The sequence below is a fragment of the Pseudomonas tritici genome, from assembly GCF_014268275.3.
Classification (GTDB): domain Bacteria; phylum Pseudomonadota; class Gammaproteobacteria; order Pseudomonadales; family Pseudomonadaceae; genus Aquipseudomonas; species Aquipseudomonas tritici.
The window spans coordinates 4,719,219-4,746,170 of sequence record NZ_CP077084.1 but is presented as its reverse complement, the minus strand read 5'-3'; the positions used below and the strand labels follow the sequence as shown (position 1 = coordinate 4,746,170).

Here is a 26,952-nt window from a genome sequence, read left to right as displayed (position 1 = left end):
GCCCCGCCAGCGTTCGCTGCACGGGGCTTTGATGTTTCGAGGTCTTACTGCTCTTCAGCCTTCTTATCCCCATGGGACAAGCTGTAAACATAGGCTGCCAGCAAGTGCACCTTGTCGTTCCCCTGCAGTTGCTCCTGCGCAGGCATCTGGCCCTGGCGGCCCCAACGGATGGTCTGTTGCAGTTGGGCGAAGCTCGAACCGTAGATGAATGCACCCGGGTGGGTCAGGTCGGGTGCGCCCATGGCGGGCGTGCCTTTACCGGCCGGGCCATGGCAGGCCACGCAGTTGGCGGCGAAGAGTTTTTCGCCGTTGGCCACGTCAGCCTTGACGCCTTCTGGCAGCTTGCGACCGTCGAGGTTGGTCACCACGAAGGCGGCGACATCGCTGACGCCTTGTTCCTTGAGGATATCCAGCCAGGCCGGCATCACGGCATGGCGGCCCTTCATGATGGTTTCCTTGATGGTGGCGGGCTCGCCACCCCATCGCCAGTCGGCGTCGGTCAGGTTGGGGAAGCCATAGGCGCCCTTGGCGTCGGAACCGTGGCACACCGAGCAGTTGGAGGCGAACAGGCGGCCCCCCATCTTCAAGGCTTGCGGATCCTTGGCGACTTCCTCAATCGGCATCGAGGCGAATTTGGCGAAGATCGGCCCGAACTTGGCGTCCGACCTGGCCATTTCCTTTTCCCACTCGTGCACGCCGGTCCAACCGGTCTGGCCATTGGCGAAAGCGGTTTGCTTGTCGTTGTCGAGGTAGTTGTAGCCCGGCAGCAGGCCCTTCCAATTGCCCAGGCCCGGGTACAGCACCAGGTAGCCGAGGGCGAAGATGATGGTGCCGACAAACAGCATGAACCACCACTTGGGCAGTGGGTTGTCGTACTCCTCGATGCCGTCGAACGAGTGGCCGACAGTCTCGTCGGTTTGCTCGGCGCGCTGGCCCTTGCGGGTCGACAGCAGCAGCCAGGTCAGGGCGAAGATGGTACCCAGACTGAGGACTGTGACGTACAGACTCCAGAACGTAGTCATTCTTTGTTACTCCTAGAAGCTTGCTCGACGTGCTTGATGGCTTCGGGATCATCCGCAAAGGGCAGCAAGGTCGCGTCTTCAAACTCCGACTTGCGCTTGGGGCTGAACACCCACAACGCCAGGCCGATAAAGGCCACCATCACCACAACGGTGCCCAAGCCACGAATCATCCCGATATCCATGAAGAATCACCGTTTGCTTTTGATGATGGTGCCAAGGCCTTGCAGGTAGGCCACCAATGCGTCCATTTCGGTCTTGCCTTTCACTGCTGCGGCTGCACCGGCGATGTCTTCGTCGGTGTAGGGCACGCCCAGGGTGCGCAAGACTTCCATCTTCTTCGCGGTGTCCTTGCCGTCGAGCTTGTTTTCCACGAGGAACGGGTACGCTGGCATTTTCGACTCAGGCACAACGTTGCGCGGGTTGTACAAGTGCGCACGTTGCCAGTCATCAGAGTAACGACCGCCGACACGCGCCAAATCCGGGCCGGTACGTTTGGAACCCCACAGGAATGGGTGGTCCCACACGCTTTCGCCGGCGACCGAGTAGTGGCCGTAGCGTTCGGTTTCGGCGCGGAACGGACGGATCATCTGCGAGTGGCAGCCGACACAACCGTTGGCGATGTAGACGTCGCGGCCTTCCAGTTCAAGCGCGGTGCGCGGCTTCATGCCTTCCACCGGCTTGTTGGTGACGTCCTGGAAAAACAGCGGAACGATCTGGGTCAGGCCGCCGATACTCACGGCGATGACCATGAAGAAGGCCAGCAGGCCGATATTCTTCTCGACTACTTCATGCTTCATCAGTGGGCTCCCACAACGGCGATCTTGGCGGCGGCTTCGGCTTCGGCAGGGTCCGAGGCACGCACGGTGCGCCAGACGTTGTAGGCCATGAACAGCATGCCGGTGGCAAAGAACGCACCGCCCAACGCGCGGACGATAAAGCCCGGATGGCTGGCCTGCAGCGCTTCGACGAAGGAGTAGGTGAGGGTGCCGTCATCGTTGATTGCACGCCACATCAGGCCCTGGGTGATGCCGTTGACCCACATCGAGGCGATGTAGAGCACGGTACCGATGGTCGCCAGCCAGAAGTGCGTGTTGATCAGCCCGACACTGTGCATCTGCACGCGGCCGAACAGTCTGGGGATCATGTGGTAGATCGCGCCGATGGAGATCATCGCGACCCAACCGAGCGCACCGGCGTGTACGTGGCCGATGGTCCAGTCGGTGTAGTGGGACAGCGAGTTGACGGTCTTGATCGCCATCATCGGCCCTTCAAAGGTCGACATGCCGTAGAACGCCAGCGATACCACGAGGAAGCGCAGGATCGGGTCAGTGCGCAATTTATGCCAGGCCCCCGACAGGGTCATCATGCCGTTGATCATGCCGCCCCAGCTCGGGGCCAGCAGGATGATCGACATTGCCATGCCCAGGGACTGCGCCCAGTCCGGCAACGCGGTGTAGTGCAAGTGGTGCGGGCCGGCCCAGATGTACAGGGTGATCAGCGCCCAGAAGTGCACGATGGACAGGCGGTACGAGTAAATAGGACGTTCGGCCTGTTTCGGCACGAAGTAGTACATCATCCCCAGGAAACCGGTGGTGAGGAAAAACCCTACGGCGTTGTGGCCGTACCACCACTGGATCATCGCGTCAGTCGCCCCGGCGTAAGCCGAGTAAGACTTGAACAGGCTGACCGGCAACGAGGCGTGGTTGACGATGTGCAGCATCGCCGTCACCAGGATAAAGGCGCCGTAGAACCAGTTGCCCACATAGATGTGCTTGGTCTTGCGCTTGACGATGGTACCGAAGAACACCACGGCATAGGTCACCCACACAATGGCAAGCAAAATGGCGATGGGCCATTCCAGCTCGGCGTATTCCTTGGTGGTGGTGTACCCCAGTGGCAGGGTGACGATGGCGCCGACAATGACCGCTTGCCAACCCCAGAAGGTGAAGGCCGCGAGGCTGTCGGAGATCAGTCGCGTCTGGCAGGTTCGCTGCACGACATAGTAGGAGGTGGCAAACAATGCACATCCGCCGAAGGCGAAGATCACCAGGTTGGTGTGCAGCGGGCGCAGGCGGCCAAAGGTCGTCCATGGCAAACCGAAATTCAATTCCGGCCAAACCAGTTGCGAGGCGATAAACACCCCGAGCCCCATGCCAAGGATCCCCCAGACCACCGTCATGATGGCGAACTGGCGGACTACCTTATAGTTATAAGCAGTCGGACTGATTGCTGTGCTCATTCTAAGGTTCCACGGTTTAGGTTTTTTTATAGGTAAAATCGGCCGCAAGTATGGAGAAAGCGAGGGGCCATTGCAACGCAATGGCTGACCTGTATCAATGCGTTCCACGCCAGATTCTGCGCCCTTTCCATGTTTAGCGTAGGGATAAAATCCGAAATAGAAAGCTGATCAAGTGGACAGGAAAATTTTGGGGTCGCAACGCATGTCGTTGCGTACGCCAGAATTGGTCCGCTGTGGGAACAAGCGTAGACCCGAAAGTGAGGGGGGGAAAGGTGTGCTTTGGAAGGGTGCGACACTTGGTCGCGTAGCGGGGTAGAGCTGCCGCCCCAAGTTGGGGCGGCATTCAGAGGTCACTCGGGCTGGCTTTCTGGCGTTGCACCATCAGCGTTGTGGGACAGGCTGTAAACATACGCGGCCAACAAGTGCACCTTATCGTTACCTTGCAGCACTTCCTGCGCCGGCATTTGGCCTTGGCGGCCGTGACGGATGGTCTGCTGCAACTGCGCGAGGCTGGTGCCGTAGATGTAGCCGGCCGGTTTGGTCAGGTCGGGTGCGCCCATGGCTTCCATGCCGTGGCCTTCTGGACCGTGGCACGCGACACACGTGGTGTTGAACGCCGCTTGGCCTGCGGCCAGGTCAGCGGTGCTGTCGGCAGGCAATGGCAGCTTGGCCACGTCGTGGCGGACGTACGCAGCGACGTTTTTCACTCCGTTGTCGCCGAGCATGTCACCCCAGGCCGGCATCGCCGCGTGGCGGCCGTTCAGGATGGTGGTCTTGATCGCTTCAGCCGAACCGCCCCAGCGCCAGATGTTGTCCGCCAGGTTTGGGAAACCAAACGCGCCCTTGGCATCCGAGCCGTGGCACACCGAGCAGTTGGAAGCGAACAGGCGACCGCCCATTTTCAGCGCTTGCGGGTCCTTTGCGACTTCTTCCAGCGGCATGGCCGAGAATTTGGCGAAGATCGGCCCGAACTTGGTGTCGGCCTTGGCCATCTCCTTGTCCCACTCCTTGGCCGACGTCCAGCCGTCTTCATAGCCCGGCAACACGCCTTTCCAGTTGCCCAGGCCCGGGTAGAGGATCAGGTAGCCGACCGCAAACACCAGGGTGCCGGCGAACAGCATGAACCACCACTGGGGCAGCGGGTTGTCGTATTCCTCGATACCGTCGAAGGCGTGGCCCATGGTCTGGTCGACGCTGCCCTTGGTCTCGCCCTTGCGGGTACCGATCAAGAGCCAGGTCAGGCCGATCAGGCTGCCGAGGGTCAGTACGCAGATCCATGTACTCCAAAACAGGGTCATGGCCGAGTGCTCCTTATTGCAGGCTCTTCTTGAGCGTCGGATGGAGAAGGTTCATCGGCGAAGGGCAGCAGGCGCGCCTGCTCGAATTCCGCATTGCGCCGGTTGTTGAACACCCACAGCGACAGGCCGATAAAGGCGATGGCGACCACCAGCGTGCCGAGGCCGCGGATGGTGCCCGCATCGAATTCAAATCCCATGGCTCACCTCTTGCTCTTGATGGCAGTACCGAGTACTTGCAGGTACGAAACCAGCGCGTCCATCTCGGTCTTGCCTTTGAGGCTGGCCACGGCGGCACTGATGTCGTCGTCGGTGTAGGGCACGCCGAGGGTGCGCATCACGTTCAACTTGGTCTCGGTATGGCTGCTGTCGACCTGGGCGGTGACCAGCCACGGATAGGCCGGCATTTTCGACTCGGGCACCACGTTGCGCGGGTTGTACAAGTGCGCGCGGTGCCAGTCGTCCGAGTAGCGTGCGCCAACGCGCGCCAGGTCCGGCCCGGTGCGCTTGGAACCCCACAGGAACGGGTGGTCCCACACGCTTTCACCGGCGACCGAGTAGTGGCCGTAGCGTTCCGTTTCGGCGCGGAACGGGCGGATCATCTGCGAGTGGCACTGTACGCAGCCTTCGCGGATGTAGATGTCACGGCCTTCCAGTTGCAACGCGGTGTAGGGCTTCATGCCTTCAACCGGTTTGTTGGTCACGTCCTGGAAGAACAGCGGGACGATCTGGGTCAGGCCGCCGATGCTCACGGCTAGCACCATGAGCAGCATCAGCAGGCCGACGTTCTTTTCAATCGTTTCGTGTTTCATCACAGACTCCTCAGGCCATCTGCGCCGCAGCGGCAACTTCGGCAGGTTGCGCCGAACGCACGGTGCGCCAAGTGTTGTAAGCCATCAGGAACATGCCGCTGAGGAAGATCGCACCGCCCACCAACCGCACGATGAAGCCAGGGTGGCTGGCCACCAGGGTTTCGACGAAGGAGTAGGTCAAGGTGCCGTCTTCGTTGACCGCACGCCACATCAGGCCCTGGGCAATGCCGTTGACCCACATCGAGGCGATGTAGAGCACGGTGCCGATGGTGGCCAGCCAGAAGTGCGCGTTGATCAGGCCAAGGCTGTACATCTGCTCGCGACCGAAGACTTTCGGGATCATGTGGTACAGCGCGCCAATGGAAATCATCGCCACCCAGCCAAGGGCGCCGGCGTGTACGTGGCCGATGGTCCAGTCGGTGTAGTGGGAGAGGGCGTTGACGGTCTTGATCGCCATCATCGGGCCTTCGAAGGTCGACATGCCGTAGAACGCCAGGGAGACGACGAGGAAGCGCAGGATCGGGTCGCTGCGCAACTTATGCCAGGCACCCGACAACGTCATCATGCCGTTGATCATGCCGCCCCAGCTCGGTGCCAGCAGCACCAGCGACATCACCATGCCCAGCGACTGTGCCCAGTCCGGCAGCGCGGTGTAGTGCAAGTGGTGCGGGCCGGCCCAGATGTACAGGGTGATCAGTGCCCAGAAGTGCACGATGGACAACCGATAGGAATACACCGGGCGCTCGGCCTGTTTCGGCACGAAGTAATACATCATGCCGAGGAAGCCGGCGGTGAGGAAAAATCCTACCGCGTTATGCCCATACCACCACTGCACCATGGCATCCGTCGCACCGCCGTAGAGGGAGTAGGACTTGGTCAGGCTGACCGGGATTTCCAGGTTGTTGACGATATGCAGGATGGCCACGGTGATGATGAACGCACCGAAGAACCAGTTGCCGACGTAGATGTGCTTGGTGTTGCGCTTCATGATCGTGCCAAAGAACACGATGGCATACGCCACCCAGACAATGGTGATCAGGATGTCGATCGGCCATTCCAGTTCTGCGTATTCCTTGGAACTGGTGTAGCCCAGTGGCAAGGAGATGGCGGCCAAGAGAATGACAAGCTGCCAGCCCCAGAAGCAGAATGCGGCGATTTTCGGCGCGAACAGCTGCGTCTGGCAGGTACGTTGCACCGAGTAGAAGGAGCTGGCGAACAGCGCGCAGCCACCGAAGGCGAAGATCACCGCGTTGGTGTGCAACGGGCGCAGGCGGCCGAAGCTGGTCCAGGGCAAGTCGAAGTTGAGTGCAGGCCAAACCAATTGAGCAGCGAGAAAAACCCCGAGCCCCATGCCGACGATGCCCCACACCACCGTCATAATGGCGAATTGGCGGACCACCTTGTAGTTATAGGCGGTACTTAAAGTAGTGTTCATGGTTCCCCATCCACGGTTCAACCCAAGCAGATGCGGCACTTGGGCTGGAGTTATAGGTAGACTAAAAAGCGAGGCAAGCATGGGCAAAGAGCACAAGGCCAGTATTGACGGGGATCAATGGGCGCAGTGTGTGCGGGAACATGGGTGGTTGTGGGATGCGGCGTCGAGGACGACTTCAGCCGCTCCCGTCACGCTGATCCTGGCCCACGGCGCCGGTGCACCAATGGATTCCGGGTTTATGAACGACATGGCTGCACGCCTTGCCGGGCATGGTGTGAACGTGTTGCGCTTCGAGTTTCCGTACATGGCCCAGCGCCGGGTGGACGGGGGCAGGCGGCCACCGAATCCGGCGCCAAAACTGCTCGAAGCCTGGCGTGAGGTGTATGCCGAGGTGCGACGTCATGTCGCTGGGAAACTGGTTATCGGCGGCAAGTCCATGGGCGGACGCATGGCCAGTTTGTTGGCCGATGAAGTGGGCGCCGATGGGCTGGTGTGCCTGGGGTATCCGTTCTATGCGGTGGGCAAGCCAGAAAAACCACGGGTCGAGCACCTGGCCGGGTTGAAGGCGCCGACGTTGATTGTGCAGGGCGAGCGCGATGCGCTGGGTAATCGGGCGGCGGTGGAGAGGTACGACTTGTCGCCGAGCATCGAGGTGATGTGGCTGGTGGCGGGGGATCATGATTTGAAGCCGTTGAAGGCGTCGGGGTGTAGTCATGAGCAGCATCTGGAGGCTGCGGCGGTGCGGGTTTCTAGCTTTATTAGAGAGCTTGAGTGAAACCTGTGGCGAGGGAGCAAGCTCCCTCGCCACAATCCATTTACCGGTTAAAACGCTCCACCAGCGAATACTGGGTATTCGCGGTATGCGTCAGCTCTTCACTCAACTGCGCCGAGTTCAACGCTTGCTCCGACGTCTGGTCCGCCAACAGCGCAATCGTGCTGATATTGCGGCTGATCTCTTCGGCCACGGAGCTTTGCTCTTCAGTGGCAGCAGCGATCTGGGTGGTCATGTCGGTGATATGTGCCACCGCTTCGCTGATGCCAACCAACGCCTGATCCGCTTCCATCACCCGCGCTACGCCTTCTTCGGCCTGGCGATGCCCGGCGTCCATGGTTTGCACAGCCGCCGCAGCGGTGTGCTGCAGCTTGGCGATCAGGGCATGGATCTGCCCGGTCGACTCGGCGGTACGCTGGGCCAGTTGACGGACTTCGTCAGCGACCACCGCAAACCCACGGCCCATTTCACCGGCACGCGCCGCTTCGATGGCTGCGTTCAGCGCCAGCAGGTTGGTTTGGTCGGCAATGCCCTTGATCACGTCGACTACGCCGCCGATCTCATCACTGTCCTTGGCCAACTGGGTAACGGTCGCGCCCGTCTCTCCAACGGCGGCTGACAGGCGCTGAATCGCCTCGCGGGTTTCCCCGGCAATGTCGCGACCGCGACCGGTCAGGCGGTTAGCCTCTTGGGTCGCATCGGCGGTGCGCTGCACATGGCTGGCGACTTCCTGGGTCGTCGCCGCCATCTGGTTGACCGCCGTAGCCACCTGCTCGGTTTCCACACGCTGGCGTTCCAGGCCGCTGGAGCTGTTATGCGCCAGGGTGTTGGACTGCGCCGCCTGGGCGTTCAGGTGCTCGGCAGTGTCCTGCAAGCGCGTCAGACACGTCTTCAGACGCGCCTCCTGGCTGAGGATCGACATCTCCAGGCGCGCCTGGGCGCCACGGCTGTCGGTGTACATCTGCGCGATCAACGGGTCGGACGTGGTCTGCTCGGCCAGTCGCAGCAAGCGCTTGAGGCCACGCTGTTGCCAGCTCAGGCCGAGCAGGCCCAACGGCACCGACAACCCAGCCGCCAGGGCAAAGCCCCAGTGGGAGTTGAGTGACGCGCCGATCATGAAGCTCAGCTGGCTCACCAGGATAAACGGCAGCCAGTCCTGCAACACCGGCAGCCACTTGTCCCGCTGCGGGATCGCTGACTTGCCCTGGTTGATGCGGTGATAAAGCGCTTCGGCCCGGCGGATCTGCTCAGAGGTGGGCTTGATGCGCACCGATTCGTAGCCGACCACCTGGTTGCCGTCGAAGACGGGCGTCACATAGGCGTTAACCCAGTAGTGATCACCGGTCTTGCAGCGATTCTTGACGATGCCCATCCATGGCAAGCCTTGTTTGAGCGTCGACCACATGTGCGCGAACACCCCCGCCGGAACATCCGGGTGACGGACCAGGTTGTGCGGGGCACGGACCAGTTCTTCGTGGGTGTACCCACTGATTTCGACAAATGCGTCGTTGCAGTAGGTGATCACGCCCTTGGCATCTGTGGTGGAGATCAACCGTTGCTGAGCGGGGAAGGTACGTTCGCGCTGGGTAACGGGTTGGTTATTACGCATGATTGTTCAATCCGCAAGGCTTTCAAGGGTTGTCGGCCGGAAAACGCTTTTATTTAACTTAATTTTGCAACAATCAACCGACCAACGCCTCGCGTCACTGTTCTTTAAGTTTTGCGGTCTCGAGAATGTCGAACGCCATGCGCTGCTGGATTGTGCTTCGGGAATACGCTCTTAAAAATGCCTCGCGGTCAGTCGCACTGAGCCTAAGGCGGGCAAGTGCGGCAACCGCCGCGTCCGCGTTGCCGGGGGCAAACACGCAAGCATTGGGAATATGATTGAGTGTGAACGCTTTTGAATAACCCTCCAGTCCCGCGAGTATTGGCTTTCCGGTAGCGGCATATTCAAACAGTTTGGAGGGAATGACTTTCAAGAATGCCTTGAAGTCATTGAGGTGCAAAAAAAGCACATCGGCTTGCTGATAGTAATGAATCAGTTCGTGTCGGGGCATGGGCGGAATAAGCTCGACATTCTTTACATGTCCCTTGATCAGCGTTTCGCGCAGTTTTTTCATCGTACTGCCATCGCCAATCACGTAGAAACAAGCTGTGTTCGCGAGCCGTTCGGCCAGTGATGGCAGTATTTTATCCAAGCCTTGGCCGACGCCGATATTGCCAGCGTAGACAATCTTCAGTGGGCGTGTTGGTTCGTTAGGCGTGTCTGGATAGAACGGGGTTTCAAGAAAGAGATCGTCCACACCGTGGGTGAAAGTTGAAAAGCGTTTGTGTGGATAACGAGCCGAGAAGTAACTCAGAAACCCGGGTGATATCAGGTTTACCCGCGTTGCGCGATCAAGGGTGAATTTTTCAAAGCGGGAAAATACTTGCGCCAGGAGTTTGCCCAGGACGCCAGGGAAAAGTTCAGGCAGTACGTCGACAAAGATATCTCGGATATCCAGATAGAACGGTGCCTTTTTTTGGCGCGCAATAGCGGCGCCCAGTGCGGCCGTCATCAGCCGGGAAGAAGTCGCGACAATCACGTCGTACTGCTTGCCTTTTACCGCTCGAAGTACGCCGCAGGCATAGTTGGCAAACCCCAAGGCCTGGCCCCAAACGCTGAATCCGTGCGTGGGCAGGTCTATGCGGGTGATGGACAGCCTTGGCTGATGTGCGGTGCGATCCCAGGAGAGCTTATAAGATGGGTAGCGGTTCGGCTGAGTGGTCAGCACGTCGATCGCTATCTCATCGTTACCGTGGGTGAGCAAGCCATTGACCAGCGCCTCGACGCGAAAGGCCGACAGGTCGGGCGGAAAGTAATAGCTCAATAAAAGAATACGCACTGTCATATGCACATCTCAGTCTTGCCCGTCAGTACGCGTTCATACAGTGTTAGCAATTTGCTTTCTTGCTGCTCCCAACTTAGAGACGAGGCGGCATTTTTTGCGTTTTGGGCCAGTGTCTGACGTAACAACGGTTCATCGATCAACCGCTGTAATTCCCGGTGCAGTGATTGATCCGAGCCTGCCGCCACCAACACCCCCACAGCGTGGGACCGGACAATTTTGCGAATCTCCGGAAACTCCGTCGCGACCACGGGCAGCCCGGCGATGATGTATTCGAACAGCTTATTGGAGTCGGTGGTGAAGTGGTTCAGGCAGGTATTTTCTATAGGCTGCACACCGATATCGGCTGACGCGGTATAGCTGGGCAAATCCGCTAATGAAACAGTCGGAATAAAGTGCACTCGCTCTGTCAAGCCAAGCTCCTCGCTCAACATCTTCAGGGGGGTCGTAAGCCTGCCGCCCCCGATCAGTACGAAGTAAGCGCATTGCAATGTGACTGCGACGCGTAACAAACGCTCCAGGCCGCGCCCCTGTTGAAGGCCGCCCTGATAGAGAACGATGGGCCAGGGCTGTTTCAAACCCAGCTCATGGCGAATCCTCTGGCTCGGTGGGCTGGCGATCAGGCACGGACGATTTTGCAGCACCAGCGGACGGGTTATCCCGTAGGCCCTGGCAAAGAACTTAGCCCTGCTTTGTGTGGTGGTAATGGTGCCCTCAGCCCTGGGCATCAAGGCTTTTTCGATACAGGCAACCCACTTGCGAAAGCGCGCATACCCCTCGCGGCTGGTACTGACTTCATGGGCGTCGTACACCAGTCTCGCTCTGCTGAGCCGGGCGGCCAGCCATGCAGTGGGCAGCGTATTAACATCATGGGCATGCACAACTGCGGCGCGATGCAGAGTGATCCGCACCATTAGCCCTGCATGCACCCAAAGTCGTGAAAGGATGCGTGGCAGCGGCATCGACTGTTCTGTTGGCGGTGAGCCGGTTGAATCGCAAGATCCAGCACTTGCGGGTCGCCATCTCAGGCTGCGTGCCACGCGTATCACACGGATGCCTTCCGCCAGTACTTCCTGGCGCTGCGTTACGCCTGGTGTATGCAATGCGAACACTGTCACTTGATAACCAGCCGCTTGGAGTGTCCGGGCTTGTTTCAATACGCGGGCGTCATTGCGGAACTCATTCCAGACGATCATGGCGATAGGGGGCACGGGGGAATTCCTGTTGATTTCGCGGGTGTTCAGTGAATCGGGTTGGTGGCAAGAAACATCCGATTGATGTTCAGCGAGTGACTGCTCAGGTAAAGAACGTCCTGTGTGAGGACCTTCAACCGGCTGAAGCTTTGACGCAGGAGAATCAGCGCTATAAGCGCGATGTAAAGGTGGGGAGGCGTCAGATAAAGAAAGTCGACAATGATGAAGGCGAATGTCACCAGGAAACCGGTGGCATGGAATGTGTCGGCTACTGTGAGAGGGTGGCGGGACAGCATCGAATGCACGCGGTGACTACGGTTGTTCAAACCAATCAGCACAGCCGCTGCGGTTGCATAATAGATAAGGCTGACGGCCAGGAGTGACGGGTAAAGGTAGAGCAATGCCATGAAAACGGTCAGGGCAAACACGGCATCGGATAAGCCCCGTGTGAATCTGGAAAACGCTTTGGCAGCCAGGGGTAATTGGGTTTTGAGCAGTGTTGGTTCTGCGCAGCGTTTTATCAGAGCGCGTGCGCCGTTTCTTGAGTAACGGGACGCCATAAAACCGGCCCCTAGGTAAAAAACTTAGAGGATGACCGTCAACAGGCCTAACCCGATGATCAGGGTGATTTTATTAAGGTCTTTCAGCACCGGCGGCAAATAGGCTGGAACCGTCTCTGAGCCGAGCAGAATGACAATCTTGATCGGCAGGAAATGGGTCGTTATCAACAACATCTGTGCGCAAAAATGCGCAGCATGAGCCATCAACATTGCGCGTGGAGCGATGTTCATGAAGTTACGGCCCAAGTGTACGCACCAGATGAGTGTCGACAGGATACTGTGGTGCAAGGCCCTGATTTCTCGGCTCACCGTGGGGTTCTCGTATAAGGCTTAGTTCTGATGCGGTGATCAATTGCACATCGCTTTGCATCAGCACTCGTTGTCTGGCGTTCAAGGACTTTTCCTTGAACATTCCCGGGTTTAAAAACAGCGTTTCTATCGCGTCGCTGATCCCGGTAAAACTCTCGGGATCAGCTAAAAAACCGCAGGCGTCATCAACAAACTCGGGGATTGCTCCGACCCGATTGGTAATAGGGACCAGGCCTGAGGCCATCGCTTCATCGCGAGAAACGCCTTGAGTGTCCATTCGGCTGGGGCACAGAAATACGCCGTAGTGTTTATGCAGGTCGGCGATCTGGGATTGTTTCAAGTAACCTTTTTCGATCCGGACGTTCGGGTACTTGCGCAGCGGTGCAAGGGTTTCTTCAAACAACGGCCCATCGCCCACCATCAGGAACTCAAGCTCGTTGAACCAAGGCTTTGTCTCCAGCAGTTGAATGGCTTTGACGCTCAGATCATTGGCGTAAGTGCGTGATACATAGGGGCGGATCGACAGGATCTTTTTGCGCTGTTCAAGCGCTTTCTCCGCGTGAGAAAACAGTCGGGTATCAATGGGGTTGTGGATGATTCGGTGTTGGTTATGAGGCAACCGGAACCCTAGGTCTTCCATTGCTTCCTCGGCGAACTGCCGCGACACGAATACCACTTGCAGATTGGGTGGCATGGGTTGCAGCACGCTGCGCCAGAATGCCATGCGTCTTTCGCTGTCGAGCTTGCCCAGTTGCAACTGCGCTTGATCGCCGTAGTTGTAAGCCCGACGCCACCAGGGTTGGATCTCCGCGCCGTGCACCCAGACAATCAATCGAAGGCGAGGCAGGTAGGGGCGCACTATTTCCCACATCTGCAGGTCCAGAAAGTGCACCAGCACCGATGTGTAGTGTCCGGCGTCAAGCATGTTCTTCAAGGCGCTTCCAGGCCCGGTCACTACGTCAACATTGTCAAATTCGTGATAACTGATCGGTTCGTTGGGTCGCAACCGAAAGACGTCTATGGGCAGGCCCTGCTCCTGATAGGCCGAGACACGGGTATGAATAAAACCATTTCGATACAGGTCGCCATAGGCCGGGTAGTGGTTGGTGAGCAGCAGATGCTTAGCCTTCGCGAGGACGGTAGAGGGTTGAATGTCGAAATGGCCTTGAACCAGCGTCTTGATCGTCGAACTGCCATTGCCGTAGACGCGCAGGCCTAGACGCAAGGAAGCCGTCTCTGGCGGTACATCCCAGGCCTGACTCCGATTAGCCAGTTGCATGACATGGCTGATCCGTTGGGCCTGCGCATCCAGAAACAGTACAACCAGTTGCAGGTTCAGGCCCGGCGTGGCATCGAGCATCAATCTCAATGTGCCTTCGGTCCCCTCTAGTTGCGCAACACTCAAGGTCTGCCTGGCGTAGTGGTATTCGTGTTTTCCGTCTGCGAGAGAGGAGTGGATATGCCAGGTGTTGCCTTCGACCTGGGCTTGCAAATGCTTACTGCGCAGTGGTCCGAACAGTTTTGCCAGGCCCTCGCCGCTGGTCTGCGGGCCGGAGCTACTTGCGTTCAGTGGCGGGATGGCTTCACTGCTGCGCTGAAGCTGATCGAGGCTGATACCGGTATTCAAATCAAGGTCGTTCACCACGTTGATAACATGCTGTAGATCGCTGCCTGCGGCGTTTTCGCAGTAGTTGAAAGCGTCAATCGCGAGGGAATCAGGGTGCGTGTAGGTGAGACTTGACAGGCTTTCCAGCCAATCACGGGCGCGCTGTTGCGCCACTGCCACCGTCCTGATCATGGCTCGGCGTGCGGCTATACCGAGCGTGCAGCGGTATTCCTGACCCGGGTTTATCAGGTGTACGCCTTGTTTGTCCGCGGCATGATGAGCCATCTTGCCGATCACATGCGCCTTGCTGTAACGCGTGGCCAAGGCCAGGTCGAGCAGGTAGTGAGGGCCGTAGTAGTCAGCCGCAATCATCACGCCACACCACTCTGCGCCATTTGCCAAGTCGACCAGGGTAAGGTTATCCAGCTGGCTGCGCCCAATCAGGTGTAAGCGGGAATCCACGCTGGCGGGCTGCCTTGTTGTCGAATCGTTCACCACGACATGCAGATTGACGTGGGGGTAGCGCTGGCGTTGCAGATGCTCCTTGAGTGCCTGCAGCTGAACGTCATTGAGCGCCTCGGCGACGAGGCAAATGGTCGGCAGAGGCACGTCATCCACGCGACCTGTGATTTTGCTCGTCACATAGCGCAAACGATGGGCATAGGTGTGTTCCTGCATCACCTTGCGCAGGCCGGCCAACCGCTGCCTGGCGTGCTCACCGGGAGTGTCGAGGCGACGTAATACTTCCTGACTGCTGTCGCTGCAAATGACCAGATCACCCATCAGTACACGCAGGCCGCGAGAAAAGTTGCTGACGGTGAGGGTGTTGGACCCCAGTAATTCATAGATGCGGCGGGCGAACATGGATTGCGACTGTTTGATCGAGTTGAGATTCATCGCATAGCGGTAGCCCTTATAAGCCAGGTCCATTTGCGCCGCGTTCAACGTGCCAGCAATGTGGCCCCGATACCGGATTGGAAACTGATAGTTGGGCTCTGTGGTACCGAAGTTACGATCGTAGATCTCCAGGGGACGGAAGCCAGGCAGGTCGTTGATAAAGTGTTCCAGATCGCGGGTCCGCTCGGTGTATCGGGTGTAGTAGGCGCCGGCGAAGCAGAACGCATCCTTGCGTTCATACAGTTCGAGCGGATTGTGTATGGCCGGTTGGCAGGCGAAGGGCAGCAGGTAGACACGCTCATGCCCCAACGCGCTTTTATAGCGTTGAATACAGTCGATATCCGTGGTGAACACCAGGTCAAACTGCTTGGCGGTACCCAGGAACGTCTCAAAGTGCACCGGGTCTTCTTTGTTCCAGAACACTGTTGGCACTTTGTGTTCCCGGCACCAGTGCAAGATCCCGCGCAGTTCTACGCTGTTCTGGGCGATCTTGTTCTGCCAGCGGTCCTCCTTGCCGCGCCATGCGGATTCGATGAACAGCAGGTCCGGTTTAAATGCTCGCAGCTCGGCCAGGCCCTGCTCTGGCGTCAGTTGCAACAGCTCGCTTTCATACCGGTATGCCTCATGGGAAAAGGTGTCCAGCACGCAGGCAATTCTGAAGGGCTTGGCCGTGTCATGAGGGGCGAGCATCAGTTGGCTGCGCACATAGGCTGCATCCGGCAATGGCGTGGGGGCCGGTGTTGCAAGGAAAACGGCGGTGTCAGATGACGTTGTTGGGAGAGCGTCACGGTCTGCGAATGACGTGGGTGCTTGGCCATTGCGACGCGCGCAGGCGTGCTGGTACAGCTTGAATAACGCCACTGGCAAACGCAGGCACTCGCGCAGCGAGCCCGCCGCCATACGCAGTTGATAACCCAACTGATAGGTCGTGCTGGCCCGCGTCTTGATCAAGCGATTTTCCAGCAGATGGCATCTGGCATCCGCGCGTTGCAGGCTGGCGGTCAGGGCCTCCATTTGCTGGGTACAGAGCCTAAGCTTGTTCTTGAGTAGGTCAATGTGTTCAGTGGTTCCACGGTATTTCTGATTCGCCTGCTCCCAGTGTTGGCGACTGGCGGCTAGCTGGCGAAGCAGGCTTCGCTCGACTGACTCGAACGCAGTTTCGAGCTGGCGGATGTGGTCAAGCTCCAGTGAGCTCTTCCCCGGCTCGGCTTTGATGGCGACCATTCCCACCCACTTGCCCAGTATTTCAATCCGGACGACGTGCAGGTGCGAACTCAATAACCGAAACGGCTCCAGCAGGTAGAACGTGTGCTTGTGATCGATAAAATCATTCACCCCGAATGGCACGGTGATGATCAATCGGCCATGCGGTTTGAGCATCGACGCTGCTTTCTCGACGAAGGTGGCGGGGTGGATGAGGTGTTCAAGCACTTCACTGATCACGATGCTGTCAGGTTCGACACGCTCGGTATCCAGCGACAGAAAGTCTGCGTTCAAGTAACAAATATTCTGCTGCACGTGGTCGGGTTCCGCCCGCAGATAGTCGCCGGCCTGTTTGATTGCCTGGGGGCTGCTGTCCACGCCCGTGACCACATGCCCTTCACGGGCGAGCAATACAGGAATGATGCCCTGAGAGCAGCCTACGTCGAGGACTGTCTTGCCGATGATCTGGGCGCAGATCCAATGGATCCGCGCGCGCGTCTCCTGCATGAAGTGCTCACCCAGCTTGCCGTAGTAGGCTTCCATGACGCGATCGTGGGTATCGGCCAGTGGCCGTGGGGCATTCATCGTCAGTTCGCCAATACGCCGGCAGCATCAATCACCACCTCGTGGGTGTGTTGCGCAGGCAGTGACCTGAACTCGCGATGCCCGACCAACAACACATGGATATGCGCGGTGTCCCAGGCACAGGCCGTATCGGTCAATGTATGGCTGCGCAGATCGGCGGGAAGCGTATGAATGTTCGGCTCGACCAGCAGCAACGTAACCCCCAATTCCTTGGCCAACTGCCGGGCGATGCCAAGTGCGGGGCTTTCGCGCAGGTCATCGATGTCTGCCTTGAACGCCAAGCCATAGCAGGCAATTCGCACGTCGTGCGCGCTAAGCCCCGGGTGCTTGAATAGAAGATTCGCCACCGCCAGCTTGACCTGTTGGATAACCCATTGTGGCTTGCTGTCGTTGACCCGGCGCGCAGTGTGGATTAACCGCGCCAGTTCGGGCGTTTTACTGACGATGAACCAAGGATCGACCGCAATACAGTGCCCGCCGACGCCAGACCCTGGCTGCAGGATATTTACGCGTGGATGGTGGTTCGCCAGGCGTATCAGCTCCCATGGGTCTATCTCCAACTGCGCGCAGATCATCGAGAGTTCGTTGGCGAAGGCGATATTGACGTCGCGAAAACTGTTTTCGGTCAGCTTGCACATCTCGGCGGTGCGTGTGCCGGTGACAATGCACTGGCCTTCAACACACTGTTTATACAGCCGTACTGCTGCGCTTGAGCAGGCAGGGGTCATGCCGCCGATGATTCGGTCATTGGAGACCAGTTCTCCCAAGATATGACCCGGCAGCACACGTTCCGGGCAGTGAGCGATACGGATATCGCTGGCTTCCCCATGGGTTGGGGGAAAGGTCAGGTCCGGGCGGGCATTGGCCAGCCATTGAGCCATCAGTTCGGTGGTGCCGACCGGAGATGTCGACTCCAGGATCACGAGGTCGTTCTTTTTCAGCACAGGAGCAATGGCGCGGCTGGCCGCTTTGATACAGCTCAGGTCTGGCTCACGGTTTTCCAGGAATGGCGTCGGCACGGCAATCAAGAAGGCGTCCGCTGGTTCTGGCTGGGTTGTCGCACGCAGATAGCCTTGGCTGACCGCTGAGTGGACCAACGGGTCCAGCGCTGGCTCGACGATATGCACTTGGCCAAGATTGACGAGGTCCACAACGTGCTGGTTGATGTCGACGCCAATGACCTGCCGTTGAGGTGAGGAAAACAGCGCAGCGGTGGGCAGGCCGATGTAACCCAGGCCCACGACGCATAACGTTGGAAGGCTCATGCCGCCACCTCGTTTTCGCGCCAGGTTGCGATAAGAACTTCGCGGATGCGTCCGCAAGCGTTGCCGTCACCGTAGGGGTTGTGGGCGTTGCTCATCGCTCGATAGACGGCTTCATTGCTGAGCAACTCTTTAAGGTGATGGGTAATAGTCGCGATCTCGGTGCCCACCAGCCGGACCGTCCCGGCGTCGACGGCTTCGGGACGTTCAGTTGTGTCGCGTGTTACCAGCACCGGCTTGCCGAGCGCAGGCGCTTCCTCCTGGATACCGCCCGAATCCGTGAGAATCACGTACGCGCGGGTCATCAAGTAGACAAACGGCAGGTAGTCCTGTGGCCCGATCAGATGCACATTCTTGATGCCAGCCAGCCGGCGTTGTACGGGTTCTTGCACATTGGGGTTCAGGTGCACAGGGTAAACAAAGGCCACGGTTGGGAAGCTCGCGGCGGTTTCTGCCAACGCCTCGCATATACGCTCAAGACCGTCGCCAAGGTTTTCTCGGCGATGCCCCGTCACCAGGACCATGCGCTGACCTGGGGGCAGGAAGGAAAATTGCTGGTCAAGTCGGCTGCGCAGTGGCGATGTAGCAGAGCGCAGTTTCTCGACAACACTGAGCAGCGCATCGATCACAGTGTTGCCCGTGACATGAATGCGCTCGGCGAGGACGCCCTCATTCAGCAGGTTCTGCCGGGAGGTTTGAGTGGGCGCAAAATGCATCGATGCGAGGCTGCCCGTGAGGCGTCGGTTGCCTTCCTCTGGCCAGGGTGAGTAAAGGTTGTGTGTACGCAGCCCGGCTTCGATATGCGCGACGGGGATTTGCTGGTAATAAGCCGCCAGGCTTGCCGCAAAAGTGGTCGCCGTATCGCCATGCACAAGGATCACATCCGGTTTGAAGTCTTCCAGTACCGATTGCAGCCCTTGAATGATCGCGGTGGTTACATGGGTCAGGCTCTGATCGACGGTCATGATGTTCAGGTCGTAGTCAGGCACCAGTCCAAACAGTTCAAGCACTTGGTCCAACATCTCGCGGTGTTGCGCTGTGACACACACTTTCGAGTGGAAACGATCGTCGTTCGCGAGGTTGATAACCATCGGTGCCATTTTGATGGCTTCGGGGCGAGTGCCGAATATGCACAGTGTCTTGAGAGGCATGGGGATGGCTTCTTGTTTAGCGGATGAATAAACGCTGAGCCTGAAACGCGGGTGCACAGCTGCCTTCAACGCAGTGCCAGGCTTTTGAGCACGTGGTAACTGGGTTGTGCGGATTGGGTTGGGTACGAAAAGAAGAGTTGATTTTGCCTCAAGGGGGCGTGGCCGACTACTGACCGTTCGGCTAGTTACGGCATGTTACCGGTCTTGTGAAAACTCAAAAGCCGCCCTGAGGCGGCCTTTGTGTCACGTAAAGCGGGTCGAGTCAGCCTGCCAGCATCGGGTAGGTAAACAACCCAAAGTGAAGCAGATTCAAACCAAAGTGCGTGGCTATCGCCGCGCCCAGGCCGCCGAAGCGATAAGCCAGGCCATATCCCACCCCGGCAATGCTGGCCAGCAGCACCCAGTGCCAGCCTGCGCCGGCATGCACCAGGCCAAACAGCAGCGAGGCCAGCAGCAGTGCGAGGTTTTCGCCGTAAGGCAGATGTTTGAAGCGCTGGCTCAAGCCGCCCTGGACATAGCCACGGAACAGGGCTTCTTCTACCAGGGTCACTAACAGCAGGTTATTGAGCACCCAGAGCCAGGCCGGTTCCGGCCATTTCGGCGCCCAACTGATCACTCCGAGCAAGGTGGCAGTGCCCAAGGCGGCGATGGCGGTGAGGGTCAGGGCCAGGGCGGTCACGCAGATCGACAGGCGCAGCGAGCGCCGCGCCACGATCCAGGGGCAGGCCAGCAACAGCCAGAAGCCAATCAGCGGTTTGTCCTGGTTCAGGTACATCGAGAAGGGCACGGCGTCGGCGGTGAAACGTTGTGGGGCAATACCACGCCCGTTGTAGAAACCCGGCAGCCAGTGCATCGCCAGGCCCAGGGCCAATACAATAAACAGCCCGTGGCCCAGGTAGCGCGCCCAAGGTGTGCGTTGCTGGCGTACGGCATAGCCGGCGATCAGCAGCAGGGCGACGGACACACCCGCCAGCACCCCCAGTTGCCCGTAGATCAAGGCCAATAGGTAGCCGATAGAAAGAAGCGCCAGGTACAGCCAGGGCAATGCGAGCATGGGAAGTCCTTGGAAAAATCTGGGCGCATTATAGCGACCGGTCCGCCAAGGCCTGCATGAAAACGCCTCCACGCACTGCGCGTGGGTGAAGTGATTGCCAACCCGGGTAACGACTGGTTATAGTCCGGGCCTCTTCATCCCTTCACACAAGATCAGCCCATGCCAGCTTTCCAGCGCATAGCGGTAGTCGATTCAGCGTCCAACGCTGCAGTCGTGCCGTGCGGGAACCAGCAGCCTGCGCAGATCAGCCACTACCCCCCACCTGTCAGTCGCACGCCGGTGTACGCAGTCGTATCACCGCCGGGTGTTGGCCTTTCGGGCTGATCAGCTGATCAGCTGATTGCTGTTCCCGTCTGCCCGCCTGAAAAAAACCTACTGAGTTTCAGCAACTGCTGAATCGGCTTTTTTTGCCTGATGACAGGTGGTATCCATGTCTGTTTTTTCGAAACAATCCGTGGCCGCAGCGGCCTCGACGAGCCTGTTTGTCTTGCTGTGGAGCAGCGGGGCGATCTTCTCCAAATTGGGCCTGGCCCATGCTTCACCCTTCGCGTTTCTGTTGATCCGCTTTGCCATTGCCCTGGCGGGGTTGGTGATTCTGGTGCCGATCCTCACGCTGAAATTGCCACGCCCCGGCAAACCCATGGCGTATGCGGCGGCTACCGGCCTGGTGTTGCTGGGGGCCTACCAGATTTTTTATCTGTTGGCCCTGGACCTGAAAGTCACTCCCGGCATGATGGCAACCATCATGGGCGTGCAGCCGATCCTGACGGTGGTGCTGATGGAACGTCAGCGCTCGTGGCGCCGGCTGTTCGGCCTGGGGCTAGGGTTGGCGGGGCTGATCATGGTGGTCTACCAGGGCATCGGGTTGTCTGGTATGTCCCTGGCCGGCGTGCTGTTCGGGCTGTTGGCCCTGGCAAGCATGACCTTCGGCTCGATCATGCAAAAGCGTATCACCGACAACCCCTTGGGCACGCTGCCGGTGCAGTACCTGGCGGGGCTATTGCTGTGTTCGGTGGTGGTGCCGTTCCAGCCGTTCCACTTCGAGCATAACAGCGGTTTCTACCTGCCGGTGTTGTGGATGGCGCTGGTGGTGTCGGTGCTGGCAACGCTGTTGCTGTACCGCCTGATCGCCCGGGGCAACCTGGTGAATGTCACCAGTCTGTTTTACCTGGTGCCGGCGGTGACGGCGGTGATGGACTACCTGATCTTTGGCAACACGCTCGCTGTGCTGAGCCTGTTGGGGATGGGGTTGATCATCATCGGGTTGATGTTTGTCTTCCGTAAAAACTGATCCAATCAAACTGTGAGCGAACGGCTTCGCTCACAGTTTTTTCGGCCGCAACACCAACCACAACGCGCCCGCAATCAACACCCCGCCATACAGGTGCGCCATGGACAATGGCTCATCCAGCAGCAACGCCCCCCACAGTACGCCGAACGGCGGGATCATGAAGGTCACGGTCATCGACCTCACCGGCCCAATGGACGTCAGCAGGCGGAAGTACAGGATGTAGGCAAACGCCGTGCACACCAGCCCCAATCCCAGTAGCGACAACCACACCTGCCAACCACCCCAACTCGCTGGAGGCTGGCTGATCGCGCTGTAGGCGAAGAACGGCAGCAGAAACAAGGTCGCGCCAAGCATGCTGCCCAGGGCCGACAGGCGACTGTCCAAGCCGCCGCGCTGATCCAGCCAGCGCCGTGCCAGGAACCCGGCAAAGCCGTAACAGGTGGTTGCCAGCAGACAGGCCAGTGCGCCCATCAATAGCTCCAAGTCAAACGCCACCGGCCCCGCGCGGGTCAGCACACCCACGCCCAACAAGCCGAGGCACACCCCAGCGACTTTCGACGGCGTCAGGCGTTCGCTGAAAAACAGCCCGCCAATCAGCACGCCCATCAACGGCGTGGTGGCATTGAAGATCGCCGAGTAACCCGCCGGCAGCACCTGGGCCGCCACCGAATACATGGTTGCCGGAATTCCGGAGTTGATCACCCCCAATAGCAAAACGGTCTTGAACTTGCCCTGGAAATCCCAGCTCACCCGCATCATCGCCAGGATCGCCAGCAACCCGGCGGCGGCAATCGACACGCGGAAAAACGCAGTCGGCACCGTGCCGATTTCCGGCGCGATAATGCGCATGAACAGGAAACTCGCGCCCCAGATGGCGGCGAGCCCCAGCAGATAAAGGGTGTCGACAGGTCTCACGGATCACTCCCACATAAATAGGCGGCGAGTGTTGCATGACATTTCTAATGATTACAGAACAAACCGCGTCACCATCCCATTCAGGTCCACCGCTAAACGCGACAGTTCCTGGCTGGCCGCCGAAGTTTGAGTGGCGCCAGCGGCGGTCTGGGTGGACAGGTCGCGAATATTCACCAGGCTGCGATCCACATCACGTGCCACCAGCGCCTGTTGCTCGGCCGCGCTGGCGATCACCAGGTTGCGCTGGCTGATCTGCGAGATGGCCGCGGTGATTTTCTCCAAGGCGCTGCCAGCGCTGTTGGCCCGTTGCAAGGTTTGGCCGGCGTGCTCGGCGCTGCTGTTCAGGGCTTCGACGGTGTCCTGGGTGCCTTGCTGGATACCGGTGATCATCTGTTCGATTTCTTCGGTGGAGTCCTGGGTGCGTTGCGCCAGGGAGCGCACTTCGTCGGCGACTACCGCAAAACCACGCCCGGCTTCGCCTGCACGCGCCGCCTCAATGGCGGCGTTGAGTGCCAGCAGGTTGGTTTGCGCGGCGATGCCACGGATCACTTCCAGCACTTTGCTGATGTCCTGCGCCTGCACCGCCAGGCCTTCGGCCTTGTTCGAGGCGCCGAGCACTTCGTCCACCAGGTTCTGGATCGAGCTGATGGTTTGGCTGATCTGGTAGTGGCCGTGCTTGCTGTCCTCGTCCGAGGCCTGGGACGCCTCGGCGCTGGACACGGCATTGCCTGCCACTTCGTCCACGGCGGCGCTCATTTCAGTCACGGCGGTGGCGGCCTGTTCGATCTCATCGTTCTGCGCCTGCAGGCCACGGGTGCTTTGTTCCATCACCGAACTCATCTCTTCGGCAGCCGACGCCAGCTGTTGCGCCGATTCGCTGATGCCGCGGATAGTGCCCTGCAATTGCAACTGCATGGTGGCGAGGGCGGTGAGCAATTGAGCCGGTTCGTCGTTACCGCTGACGGCGATCGGCTGGCTCAAGTCGCCGCTGGCGATGGTGCGTGCCACGATCAGCGCCTGGCCGATTGGGGCGGTGATGCTGCGCGTCAGCAGCCAGGCCAGCAGCAAGGTGGCGATGAGCGCGAACACGATGATCAAGCCGACGATCCACTGCGCGCTGGAATACGTCTGCGCGGCGGCGTCTGCTGCGGCTTCCACGCCGTTCTGGTTGAAGCTGATCATGTCTTCCAGGCTCTTGTTGAGGGCCACGCCCTGTGGCGCGAGGCGGCTGTTGAGCAGGTCGATGGCTTCTTGTTGCTGATCCTTGTCCACCAGGGCAATGATCTGCCCGACCAGGCTCAGGTAGGCGTGTACGTTAACGTCGAGCTGCTTGAGCAACTCGCCTTCCTCGTCGCCGCTGAGCAGGGTTTTATGATGGTCGAGCAGGGTTTGCAGTTCGACGCGCTGGCGGGTGATCTGGACTTTGCTATTGTCGCGGATCCGCGATTCGTCAGTAGTCGCCAGACGCAAGGCCTCCAGGCGGATACTGGCGACAATGGCCGCGCTGTCGTGGATATTCTCGATGCTCGGCATCCACGATTCTTCAATGATCAGTGCGCTTTGCCGCAGCTTGGCCATCTGGCCCAGGCCAAACATCCCGACGATCACCAGCAAGCTGGCCAAAACCGCAAAACTCAGACTGGCACGCAGGCCGATCTTCATGTTCCTCAATGACATCTCAATGCTCCTTGGGCGATTAGAACCTGCTCCCGGATCGGTCTTTGGACCTTGTTAGGGTGGGAGAGGGCGCGCTGTATATCAAAGTGCTATCACTGTGGTAATCAGGGTTTCCCTTACTTGGATCCAATGCCCTGGTGGCTCACCCAGACCAGTGAGGAAGACGATTTTGCAGCCTCAAGCTGCCAAGGCCCGCCGTTTCAAGCGTGCAGATAAAACGCAGCGCGACTAAACGGTGCGTTTATTGACCGAATGGTCGAATTAAAAAATTGAAAATAAATGTACGAAATGAACGAAGTTGTACAAGGCAGTCCAAAAAATGACCCTTCTCCTGCCCTCGTACACTGGCTAAGCTCAGGGCCTCCAGATGCCCATAGAGGTTTCCCGCATGTCGCAGTCCGCCCTCGCTGTCGCCCAGATGATCCTCGATGGCTTCGACGATTACCGTGAGCACTTCCGCCAGATCACCGATGGCGCCCGCGAGCGTTTTGAAAAGGCCCAGTGGCAACAGGGCCAGGCGGCGTCGGCGGCGCGGATCAACCTCTATGAAGACAAGGTCGGTGAAGTGACCGCACGCCTGCGCGAGCACTTCGATGCTGCCGCGCTGCTCGACATTGATGTGTGGCCCGTGGTGAAAAGCGCCTACATCGGCCTGATCGACCTGCGTTTTGACGATGAGCTTTCCGAGACCTGGTACAACTCGATCTTCTGCGGCCTGTTCAGTCACGACCTGATCAGCGACGGCTGCATGTTTATCCACACCACCCGGCCCAGCCTGCGCCGGGCAAGGGCCGCGCAGACGCGCACCTACACGCCCGCCGGGAAAATCCCGGAAATGCTCGCGCAGATCTTTGCCGACTACAGCTTCAGCGAACCTTACGCCGACCTCGCCGCCGACCTGCGCCGCCTTGAAGCCCAACTGCGGGAAAACCTGCCGGACTGGGTCTGCAAGGACCCGGACCTCAAGGTCGAGCTGTTTTCCTCGGTGCTCTACCGCAATAAAGGCGCCTACCTCGTCGGGCGTATCTATACCCGCGACGAACAATGGCCCCTGGTGATCCCGCTGCTGCACCGCGAAGGCCAGGGCATCCAGATCGATGCGCTGATCACCGACGAAGCCGATGTGTCGATCATCTTCTCGTTCACCCGTTCCTACTTCATGGTCGATGTGCCGGTGCCGGCGGAATTCATCGGTTTTCTCAAGCGCATCCTGCCGGGCAAGCACATCGCCGAGCTGTACACCTCCATCGGTTTTTACAAGCACGGCAAGTCAGAGTTCTACCGTGCCCTGATCAACCACCTGGCGACCACCGACGATCAATTCATCATGGCCCCCGGTGTGCGCGGCATGGTCATGAGCGTGTTTACTCTGCCGGGCTTCAACACCGTGTTCAAAATCATCAAGGACCGCTTTTCACCGTCGAAAAACGTCAACCGCGCCACGGTGATCGAAAAGTATCGCCTGGTTAAAAGTGTCGACCGCGTCGGGCGCATGGCCGATACCCAGGAGTTCGCCGACTTCCGCTTCCCCCTGAGCAAATTCGAACCCGAGTGCCTGGCCGAGCTGTTGGAAGTCGCCGCCGGCACCGTTGAAGTAGAAGGCGACACCGTGCTGATCCGCCACTGCTGGACCGAACGGCGCATGACCCCGCTCAACCTTTACCTCGAGAATGCCAACCCCGCCCAAGTGCGCGAAGCCCTGGAGGACTACGGCCTGGCCATCAAGCAACTGGCGGCGGCGAATATCTTCCCCGGCGACATGCTGCTGAAAAACTTCGGCGTCACCCGCCACGGCCGTGTGGTGTTCTACGACTACGACGAAATCTGCTTTCTCACCGAGGCCAACTTCCGCCACATCCCCGCACCGCGTACGCCCGAGGATGAAATGGCCTCCGAGCCCTGGTACTCCATCGGCCCGCTGGATGTGTTCCCCGAAGAATTCCCACCGTTCCTGTTCGCCGATGCCGGCCAGCGCAAGCTGTTTGATGAGCTGCATGGCGAGTTGTACAACGCCGACTACTGGAAAGGGCTGCAGGAAGCGATTCGCGCCGGCAAGGTCATTGATGTGTTTCCTTACCGGCGCAGGTGAGGAGGAGTGTCTTGAACAGCTTAATGATCGCGACTTAGTAATCTTTAGAACGTGCCGTTAAACTACCGACACTTATGAAAGTGTCAGTAGTTTGAGGTGGGAGGTATTTACAGGTGGTGTATTTTCGGTAAGGCTTATTTGCTATTTTGTCAAAAACGGCGTGTATTGATTAGTTTGTAGTATTTGATCACTCCAGTTGGTCAGGCGGTTCCTGTCTTTCTCGTCTGGGGCCTTACTCTGGGCTTTCGAAGTTTCCTGATACAGATTGTTTATCGAATCCTTATAGGCTTGGTCGACATTCTTGGTCGAACCGCCCTTGCCCTCCAATTCTATTTTTCGCTGTAATAAGCCTATAGGTCTATCAAGGGAACTTTGACTCACGACGGACGTAGGGAAGTCCGTGGGGAGCTTTTTTAAAGTCTCAAGTGTTTTCCATGAGCTGGAAGAGGGGGCCGATGCACCTTGTGACGTGTATTCGGGGGTGCGTTGGTGCTTTTCCGCAAATGAATGTCCATAGCCTCCGACACGAGAAGAAGACATACGATCTATAGGCATAAATACTCCGACTAACCATTTTGGTAATTAATAAGTGGAGCGCTCACTCTGATTTGGAGGTCTTCATGAGCACATGAACTTTATCTCAAAAGCGCGCGGGATTTTTTCAACGTTCTCTCGTAAGAAAGCTCTGATATCGCTG

22 protein-coding genes are annotated in these 26,952 nt (G+C 58.7%); 3 read left to right on the top strand and 19 right to left on the bottom strand.

The window, feature by feature from the left end; translation table 11 throughout:
* Positions 1–44 precede the first annotated feature (44 nt).
* The 8 genes from ccoP (HU722_RS21480) to ccoN (HU722_RS21445) form a co-directional block, all read right to left on the bottom strand.
* A complete protein-coding gene (gene ccoP, locus HU722_RS21480) occupies positions 45–1,022 on the bottom strand; it encodes a cytochrome-c oxidase, cbb3-type subunit III (protein ID WP_049712048.1) in 978 nt (325 codons plus the stop codon).
* On the bottom strand, positions 1,019–1,204 hold the full coding sequence (locus tag HU722_RS21475) for a CcoQ/FixQ family Cbb3-type cytochrome c oxidase assembly chaperone (RefSeq protein WP_003175465.1): 186 nt from the start codon (positions 1,202–1,204) through the stop codon (positions 1,019–1,021). Before HU722_RS21475 ends, ccoP (HU722_RS21480) begins: the two co-directional genes overlap by 4 nt.
* Positions 1,205–1,210: 6 nt before the next feature.
* Entirely contained in the window at positions 1,211–1,819 is a 609-nt protein-coding gene (gene ccoO, locus HU722_RS21470) for a cytochrome-c oxidase, cbb3-type subunit II (protein WP_003193167.1), read from the bottom strand.
* Positions 1,819–3,261, bottom strand: a complete 1,443-nt coding sequence (gene ccoN, locus HU722_RS21465; protein ID WP_065873838.1) for a cytochrome-c oxidase, cbb3-type subunit I — start codon at positions 3,259–3,261, stop codon at positions 1,819–1,821. Before ccoN (HU722_RS21465) ends, ccoO (HU722_RS21470) begins: the two co-directional genes overlap by 1 nt.
* Positions 3,262–3,611: 350 nt before the next feature.
* On the bottom strand, positions 3,612–4,559 hold the full coding sequence (ccoP, locus tag HU722_RS21460) for a cytochrome-c oxidase, cbb3-type subunit III (RefSeq protein WP_065873837.1): 948 nt from the start codon (positions 4,557–4,559) through the stop codon (positions 3,612–3,614).
* Positions 4,556–4,756 carry a cbb3-type cytochrome oxidase subunit 3 gene (locus HU722_RS21455; protein WP_010208563.1) on the bottom strand — a complete coding sequence of 67 codons (201 nt, stop codon included), beginning with the start codon at positions 4,754–4,756 and terminating at the stop codon, positions 4,556–4,558. Before HU722_RS21455 ends, ccoP (HU722_RS21460) begins: the two co-directional genes overlap by 4 nt.
* Positions 4,757–4,759: 3 nt before the next feature.
* Positions 4,760–5,368, bottom strand: coding sequence for a cytochrome-c oxidase, cbb3-type subunit II (ccoO, locus tag HU722_RS21450; RefSeq protein ID WP_065881223.1), 609 nt, complete (start codon positions 5,366–5,368; stop codon positions 4,760–4,762).
* A 10-nt stretch (positions 5,369–5,378) separates the two neighbouring features.
* Positions 5,379–6,803, bottom strand: a complete 1,425-nt coding sequence (gene ccoN / locus HU722_RS21445) for a cytochrome-c oxidase, cbb3-type subunit I (RefSeq protein ID WP_049712053.1) — start codon at positions 6,801–6,803, stop codon at positions 5,379–5,381.
* A 79-nt stretch (positions 6,804–6,882) separates the two neighbouring features.
* Between ccoN (HU722_RS21445) and HU722_RS21440 the strand changes: the two genes are divergently transcribed.
* Complete coding sequence (locus tag HU722_RS21440) at positions 6,883–7,578, top strand: alpha/beta family hydrolase (RefSeq protein ID WP_065889788.1); 696 nt, start codon at positions 6,883–6,885, stop codon at positions 7,576–7,578.
* Positions 7,579–7,618: 40 nt separating this feature from the next.
* Here the strand turns inward: HU722_RS21440 and HU722_RS21435 are convergent, their stop codons facing one another.
* The 9 genes from HU722_RS21435 to HU722_RS21395 all read right to left on the bottom strand — a co-directional run bounded on the left by HU722_RS21435 (position 7,619) and on the right by HU722_RS21395 (position 20,283).
* The gene (locus tag HU722_RS21435) at positions 7,619–9,184 is read right to left on the bottom strand and encodes a methyl-accepting chemotaxis protein (protein ID WP_065889787.1); all 1,566 of its coding nucleotides are present in this window, start codon (positions 9,182–9,184) and stop codon (positions 7,619–7,621) included.
* Positions 9,185–9,278: 94 nt separating this feature from the next.
* Entirely contained in the window at positions 9,279–10,466 is a 1,188-nt protein-coding gene (locus tag HU722_RS21430) for a glycosyltransferase family 4 protein (RefSeq protein WP_083213937.1), read from the bottom strand.
* Positions 10,463–11,674, bottom strand: a complete 1,212-nt coding sequence (locus HU722_RS21425) for a glycosyltransferase family 4 protein (RefSeq protein WP_139114526.1) — start codon at positions 11,672–11,674, stop codon at positions 10,463–10,465. The genes HU722_RS21430 and HU722_RS21425 overlap by 4 nt, the downstream gene beginning before the upstream one ends.
* Before the next feature lie 29 nt (positions 11,675–11,703).
* Positions 11,704–12,216 carry a hypothetical protein gene (locus HU722_RS21420; protein ID WP_186752072.1) on the bottom strand — a complete coding sequence of 171 codons (513 nt, stop codon included), beginning with the start codon at positions 12,214–12,216 and terminating at the stop codon, positions 11,704–11,706.
* A gap of 24 nt (positions 12,217–12,240) precedes the next feature.
* Positions 12,241–12,462, bottom strand: a complete 222-nt coding sequence (locus HU722_RS21415; protein ID WP_186752071.1) for a hypothetical protein — start codon at positions 12,460–12,462, stop codon at positions 12,241–12,243.
* Positions 12,452–16,774: a methyltransferase domain-containing protein gene (locus HU722_RS21410; protein ID WP_225930651.1), complete on the bottom strand. Its 4,323-nt coding sequence runs from the start codon at positions 16,772–16,774 to the stop codon at positions 12,452–12,454. The genes HU722_RS21415 and HU722_RS21410 overlap by 11 nt, the downstream gene beginning before the upstream one ends.
* A gap of 44 nt (positions 16,775–16,818) precedes the next feature.
* On the bottom strand, positions 16,819–18,081 hold the full coding sequence (gene wecC / locus HU722_RS21405; RefSeq protein ID WP_186752069.1) for a UDP-N-acetyl-D-mannosamine dehydrogenase: 1,263 nt from the start codon (positions 18,079–18,081) through the stop codon (positions 16,819–16,821).
* The gene (wecB, locus tag HU722_RS21400) at positions 18,078–19,229 is read right to left on the bottom strand and encodes a non-hydrolyzing UDP-N-acetylglucosamine 2-epimerase (protein WP_065889781.1); all 1,152 of its coding nucleotides are present in this window, start codon (positions 19,227–19,229) and stop codon (positions 18,078–18,080) included. The genes wecC and wecB overlap by 4 nt, the downstream gene beginning before the upstream one ends.
* Positions 19,230–19,491: 262 nt before the next feature.
* On the bottom strand, positions 19,492–20,283 hold the full coding sequence (locus tag HU722_RS21395) for a CPBP family intramembrane glutamic endopeptidase (RefSeq protein WP_065881219.1): 792 nt from the start codon (positions 20,281–20,283) through the stop codon (positions 19,492–19,494).
* A gap of 430 nt (positions 20,284–20,713) precedes the next feature.
* Here HU722_RS21395 and HU722_RS21390 point away from each other — a divergent pair, with 430 nt between their 5' ends.
* Entirely contained in the window at positions 20,714–21,574 is an 861-nt protein-coding gene (locus tag HU722_RS21390) for a DMT family transporter (protein WP_065873831.1), read from the top strand.
* Positions 21,575–21,604: 30 nt separating this feature from the next.
* On the opposite strand, the gene HU722_RS21385 is transcribed toward HU722_RS21390, so the two are convergent.
* Both HU722_RS21385 and HU722_RS21380 read right to left on the bottom strand, forming a co-directional pair.
* On the bottom strand, positions 21,605–22,489 hold the full coding sequence (locus HU722_RS21385) for a DMT family transporter (RefSeq protein WP_065889779.1): 885 nt from the start codon (positions 22,487–22,489) through the stop codon (positions 21,605–21,607).
* A 51-nt stretch (positions 22,490–22,540) separates the two neighbouring features.
* Positions 22,541–24,151 (bottom strand): methyl-accepting chemotaxis protein, encoded by a 1,611-nt coding sequence (locus HU722_RS21380; RefSeq protein ID WP_371913936.1) that lies wholly within the window; start codon positions 24,149–24,151, stop codon positions 22,541–22,543.
* Positions 24,152–24,554: 403 nt separating this feature from the next.
* Between HU722_RS21380 and aceK the strand changes: the two genes are divergently transcribed.
* On the top strand, positions 24,555–26,255 hold the full coding sequence (gene aceK / locus HU722_RS21375) for a bifunctional isocitrate dehydrogenase kinase/phosphatase (RefSeq protein WP_065889776.1): 1,701 nt from the start codon (positions 24,555–24,557) through the stop codon (positions 26,253–26,255).
* Positions 26,256–26,952: the final 697 nt, after the last annotated feature.

What these genes read in the sequence shown, in the direction of transcription:
- HU722_RS21455 (WP_010208563.1), bottom strand. Translation starts at nt 4,756, where the DNA reads ATGGGATTTGAATTCGATGCGGGCACCATCCGCGGCCTCGGCACGCTG.
- wecC (WP_186752069.1), bottom strand. Translation starts at nt 18,081, where the DNA reads ATGAGCCTTCCAACGTTATGCGTCGTGGGCCTGGGTTACATCGGCCTG.
- HU722_RS21395 (WP_065881219.1), bottom strand. Translation starts at nt 20,283, where the DNA reads ATGCTCGCATTGCCCTGGCTGTACCTGGCGCTTCTTTCTATCGGCTAC.
- HU722_RS21475 (WP_003175465.1), bottom strand. Translation starts at nt 1,204, where the DNA reads ATGGATATCGGGATGATTCGTGGCTTGGGCACCGTTGTGGTGATGGTG.
- HU722_RS21390 (WP_065873831.1), top strand. Translation starts at nt 20,714, where the DNA reads ATGTCTGTTTTTTCGAAACAATCCGTGGCCGCAGCGGCCTCGACGAGC.
- HU722_RS21430 (WP_083213937.1), bottom strand. Translation starts at nt 10,466, where the DNA reads ATGACAGTGCGTATTCTTTTATTGAGCTATTACTTTCCGCCCGACCTG.
- ccoO (WP_003193167.1), bottom strand. Translation starts at nt 1,819, where the DNA reads ATGAAGCATGAAGTAGTCGAGAAGAATATCGGCCTGCTGGCCTTCTTC.
- ccoN (WP_049712053.1), bottom strand. Translation starts at nt 6,803, where the DNA reads ATGAACACTACTTTAAGTACCGCCTATAACTACAAGGTGGTCCGCCAA.
- ccoP (WP_065873837.1), bottom strand. Translation starts at nt 4,559, where the DNA reads ATGACCCTGTTTTGGAGTACATGGATCTGCGTACTGACCCTCGGCAGC.
- ccoO (WP_065881223.1), bottom strand. Translation starts at nt 5,368, where the DNA reads ATGAAACACGAAACGATTGAAAAGAACGTCGGCCTGCTGATGCTGCTC.
- HU722_RS21410 (WP_225930651.1), bottom strand. Translation starts at nt 16,774, where the DNA reads ATGGAAGCCTACTACGGCAAGCTGGGTGAGCACTTCATGCAGGAGACG.
- HU722_RS21435 (WP_065889787.1), bottom strand. Translation starts at nt 9,184, where the DNA reads ATGCGTAATAACCAACCCGTTACCCAGCGCGAACGTACCTTCCCCGCT.
- aceK (WP_065889776.1), top strand. Translation starts at nt 24,555, where the DNA reads ATGTCGCAGTCCGCCCTCGCTGTCGCCCAGATGATCCTCGATGGCTTC.
- wecB (WP_065889781.1), bottom strand. Translation starts at nt 19,229, where the DNA reads ATGCCTCTCAAGACACTGTGCATATTCGGCACTCGCCCCGAAGCCATC.
- HU722_RS21440 (WP_065889788.1), top strand. Translation starts at nt 6,883, where the DNA reads ATGGGCAAAGAGCACAAGGCCAGTATTGACGGGGATCAATGGGCGCAG.
- HU722_RS21380 (WP_371913936.1), bottom strand. Translation starts at nt 24,151, where the DNA reads ATGAAGATCGGCCTGCGTGCCAGTCTGAGTTTTGCGGTTTTGGCCAGC.
- ccoP (WP_049712048.1), bottom strand. Translation starts at nt 1,022, where the DNA reads ATGACTACGTTCTGGAGTCTGTACGTCACAGTCCTCAGTCTGGGTACC.
- HU722_RS21420 (WP_186752072.1), bottom strand. Translation starts at nt 12,216, where the DNA reads ATGGCGTCCCGTTACTCAAGAAACGGCGCACGCGCTCTGATAAAACGC.
- ccoN (WP_065873838.1), bottom strand. Translation starts at nt 3,261, where the DNA reads ATGAGCACAGCAATCAGTCCGACTGCTTATAACTATAAGGTAGTCCGC.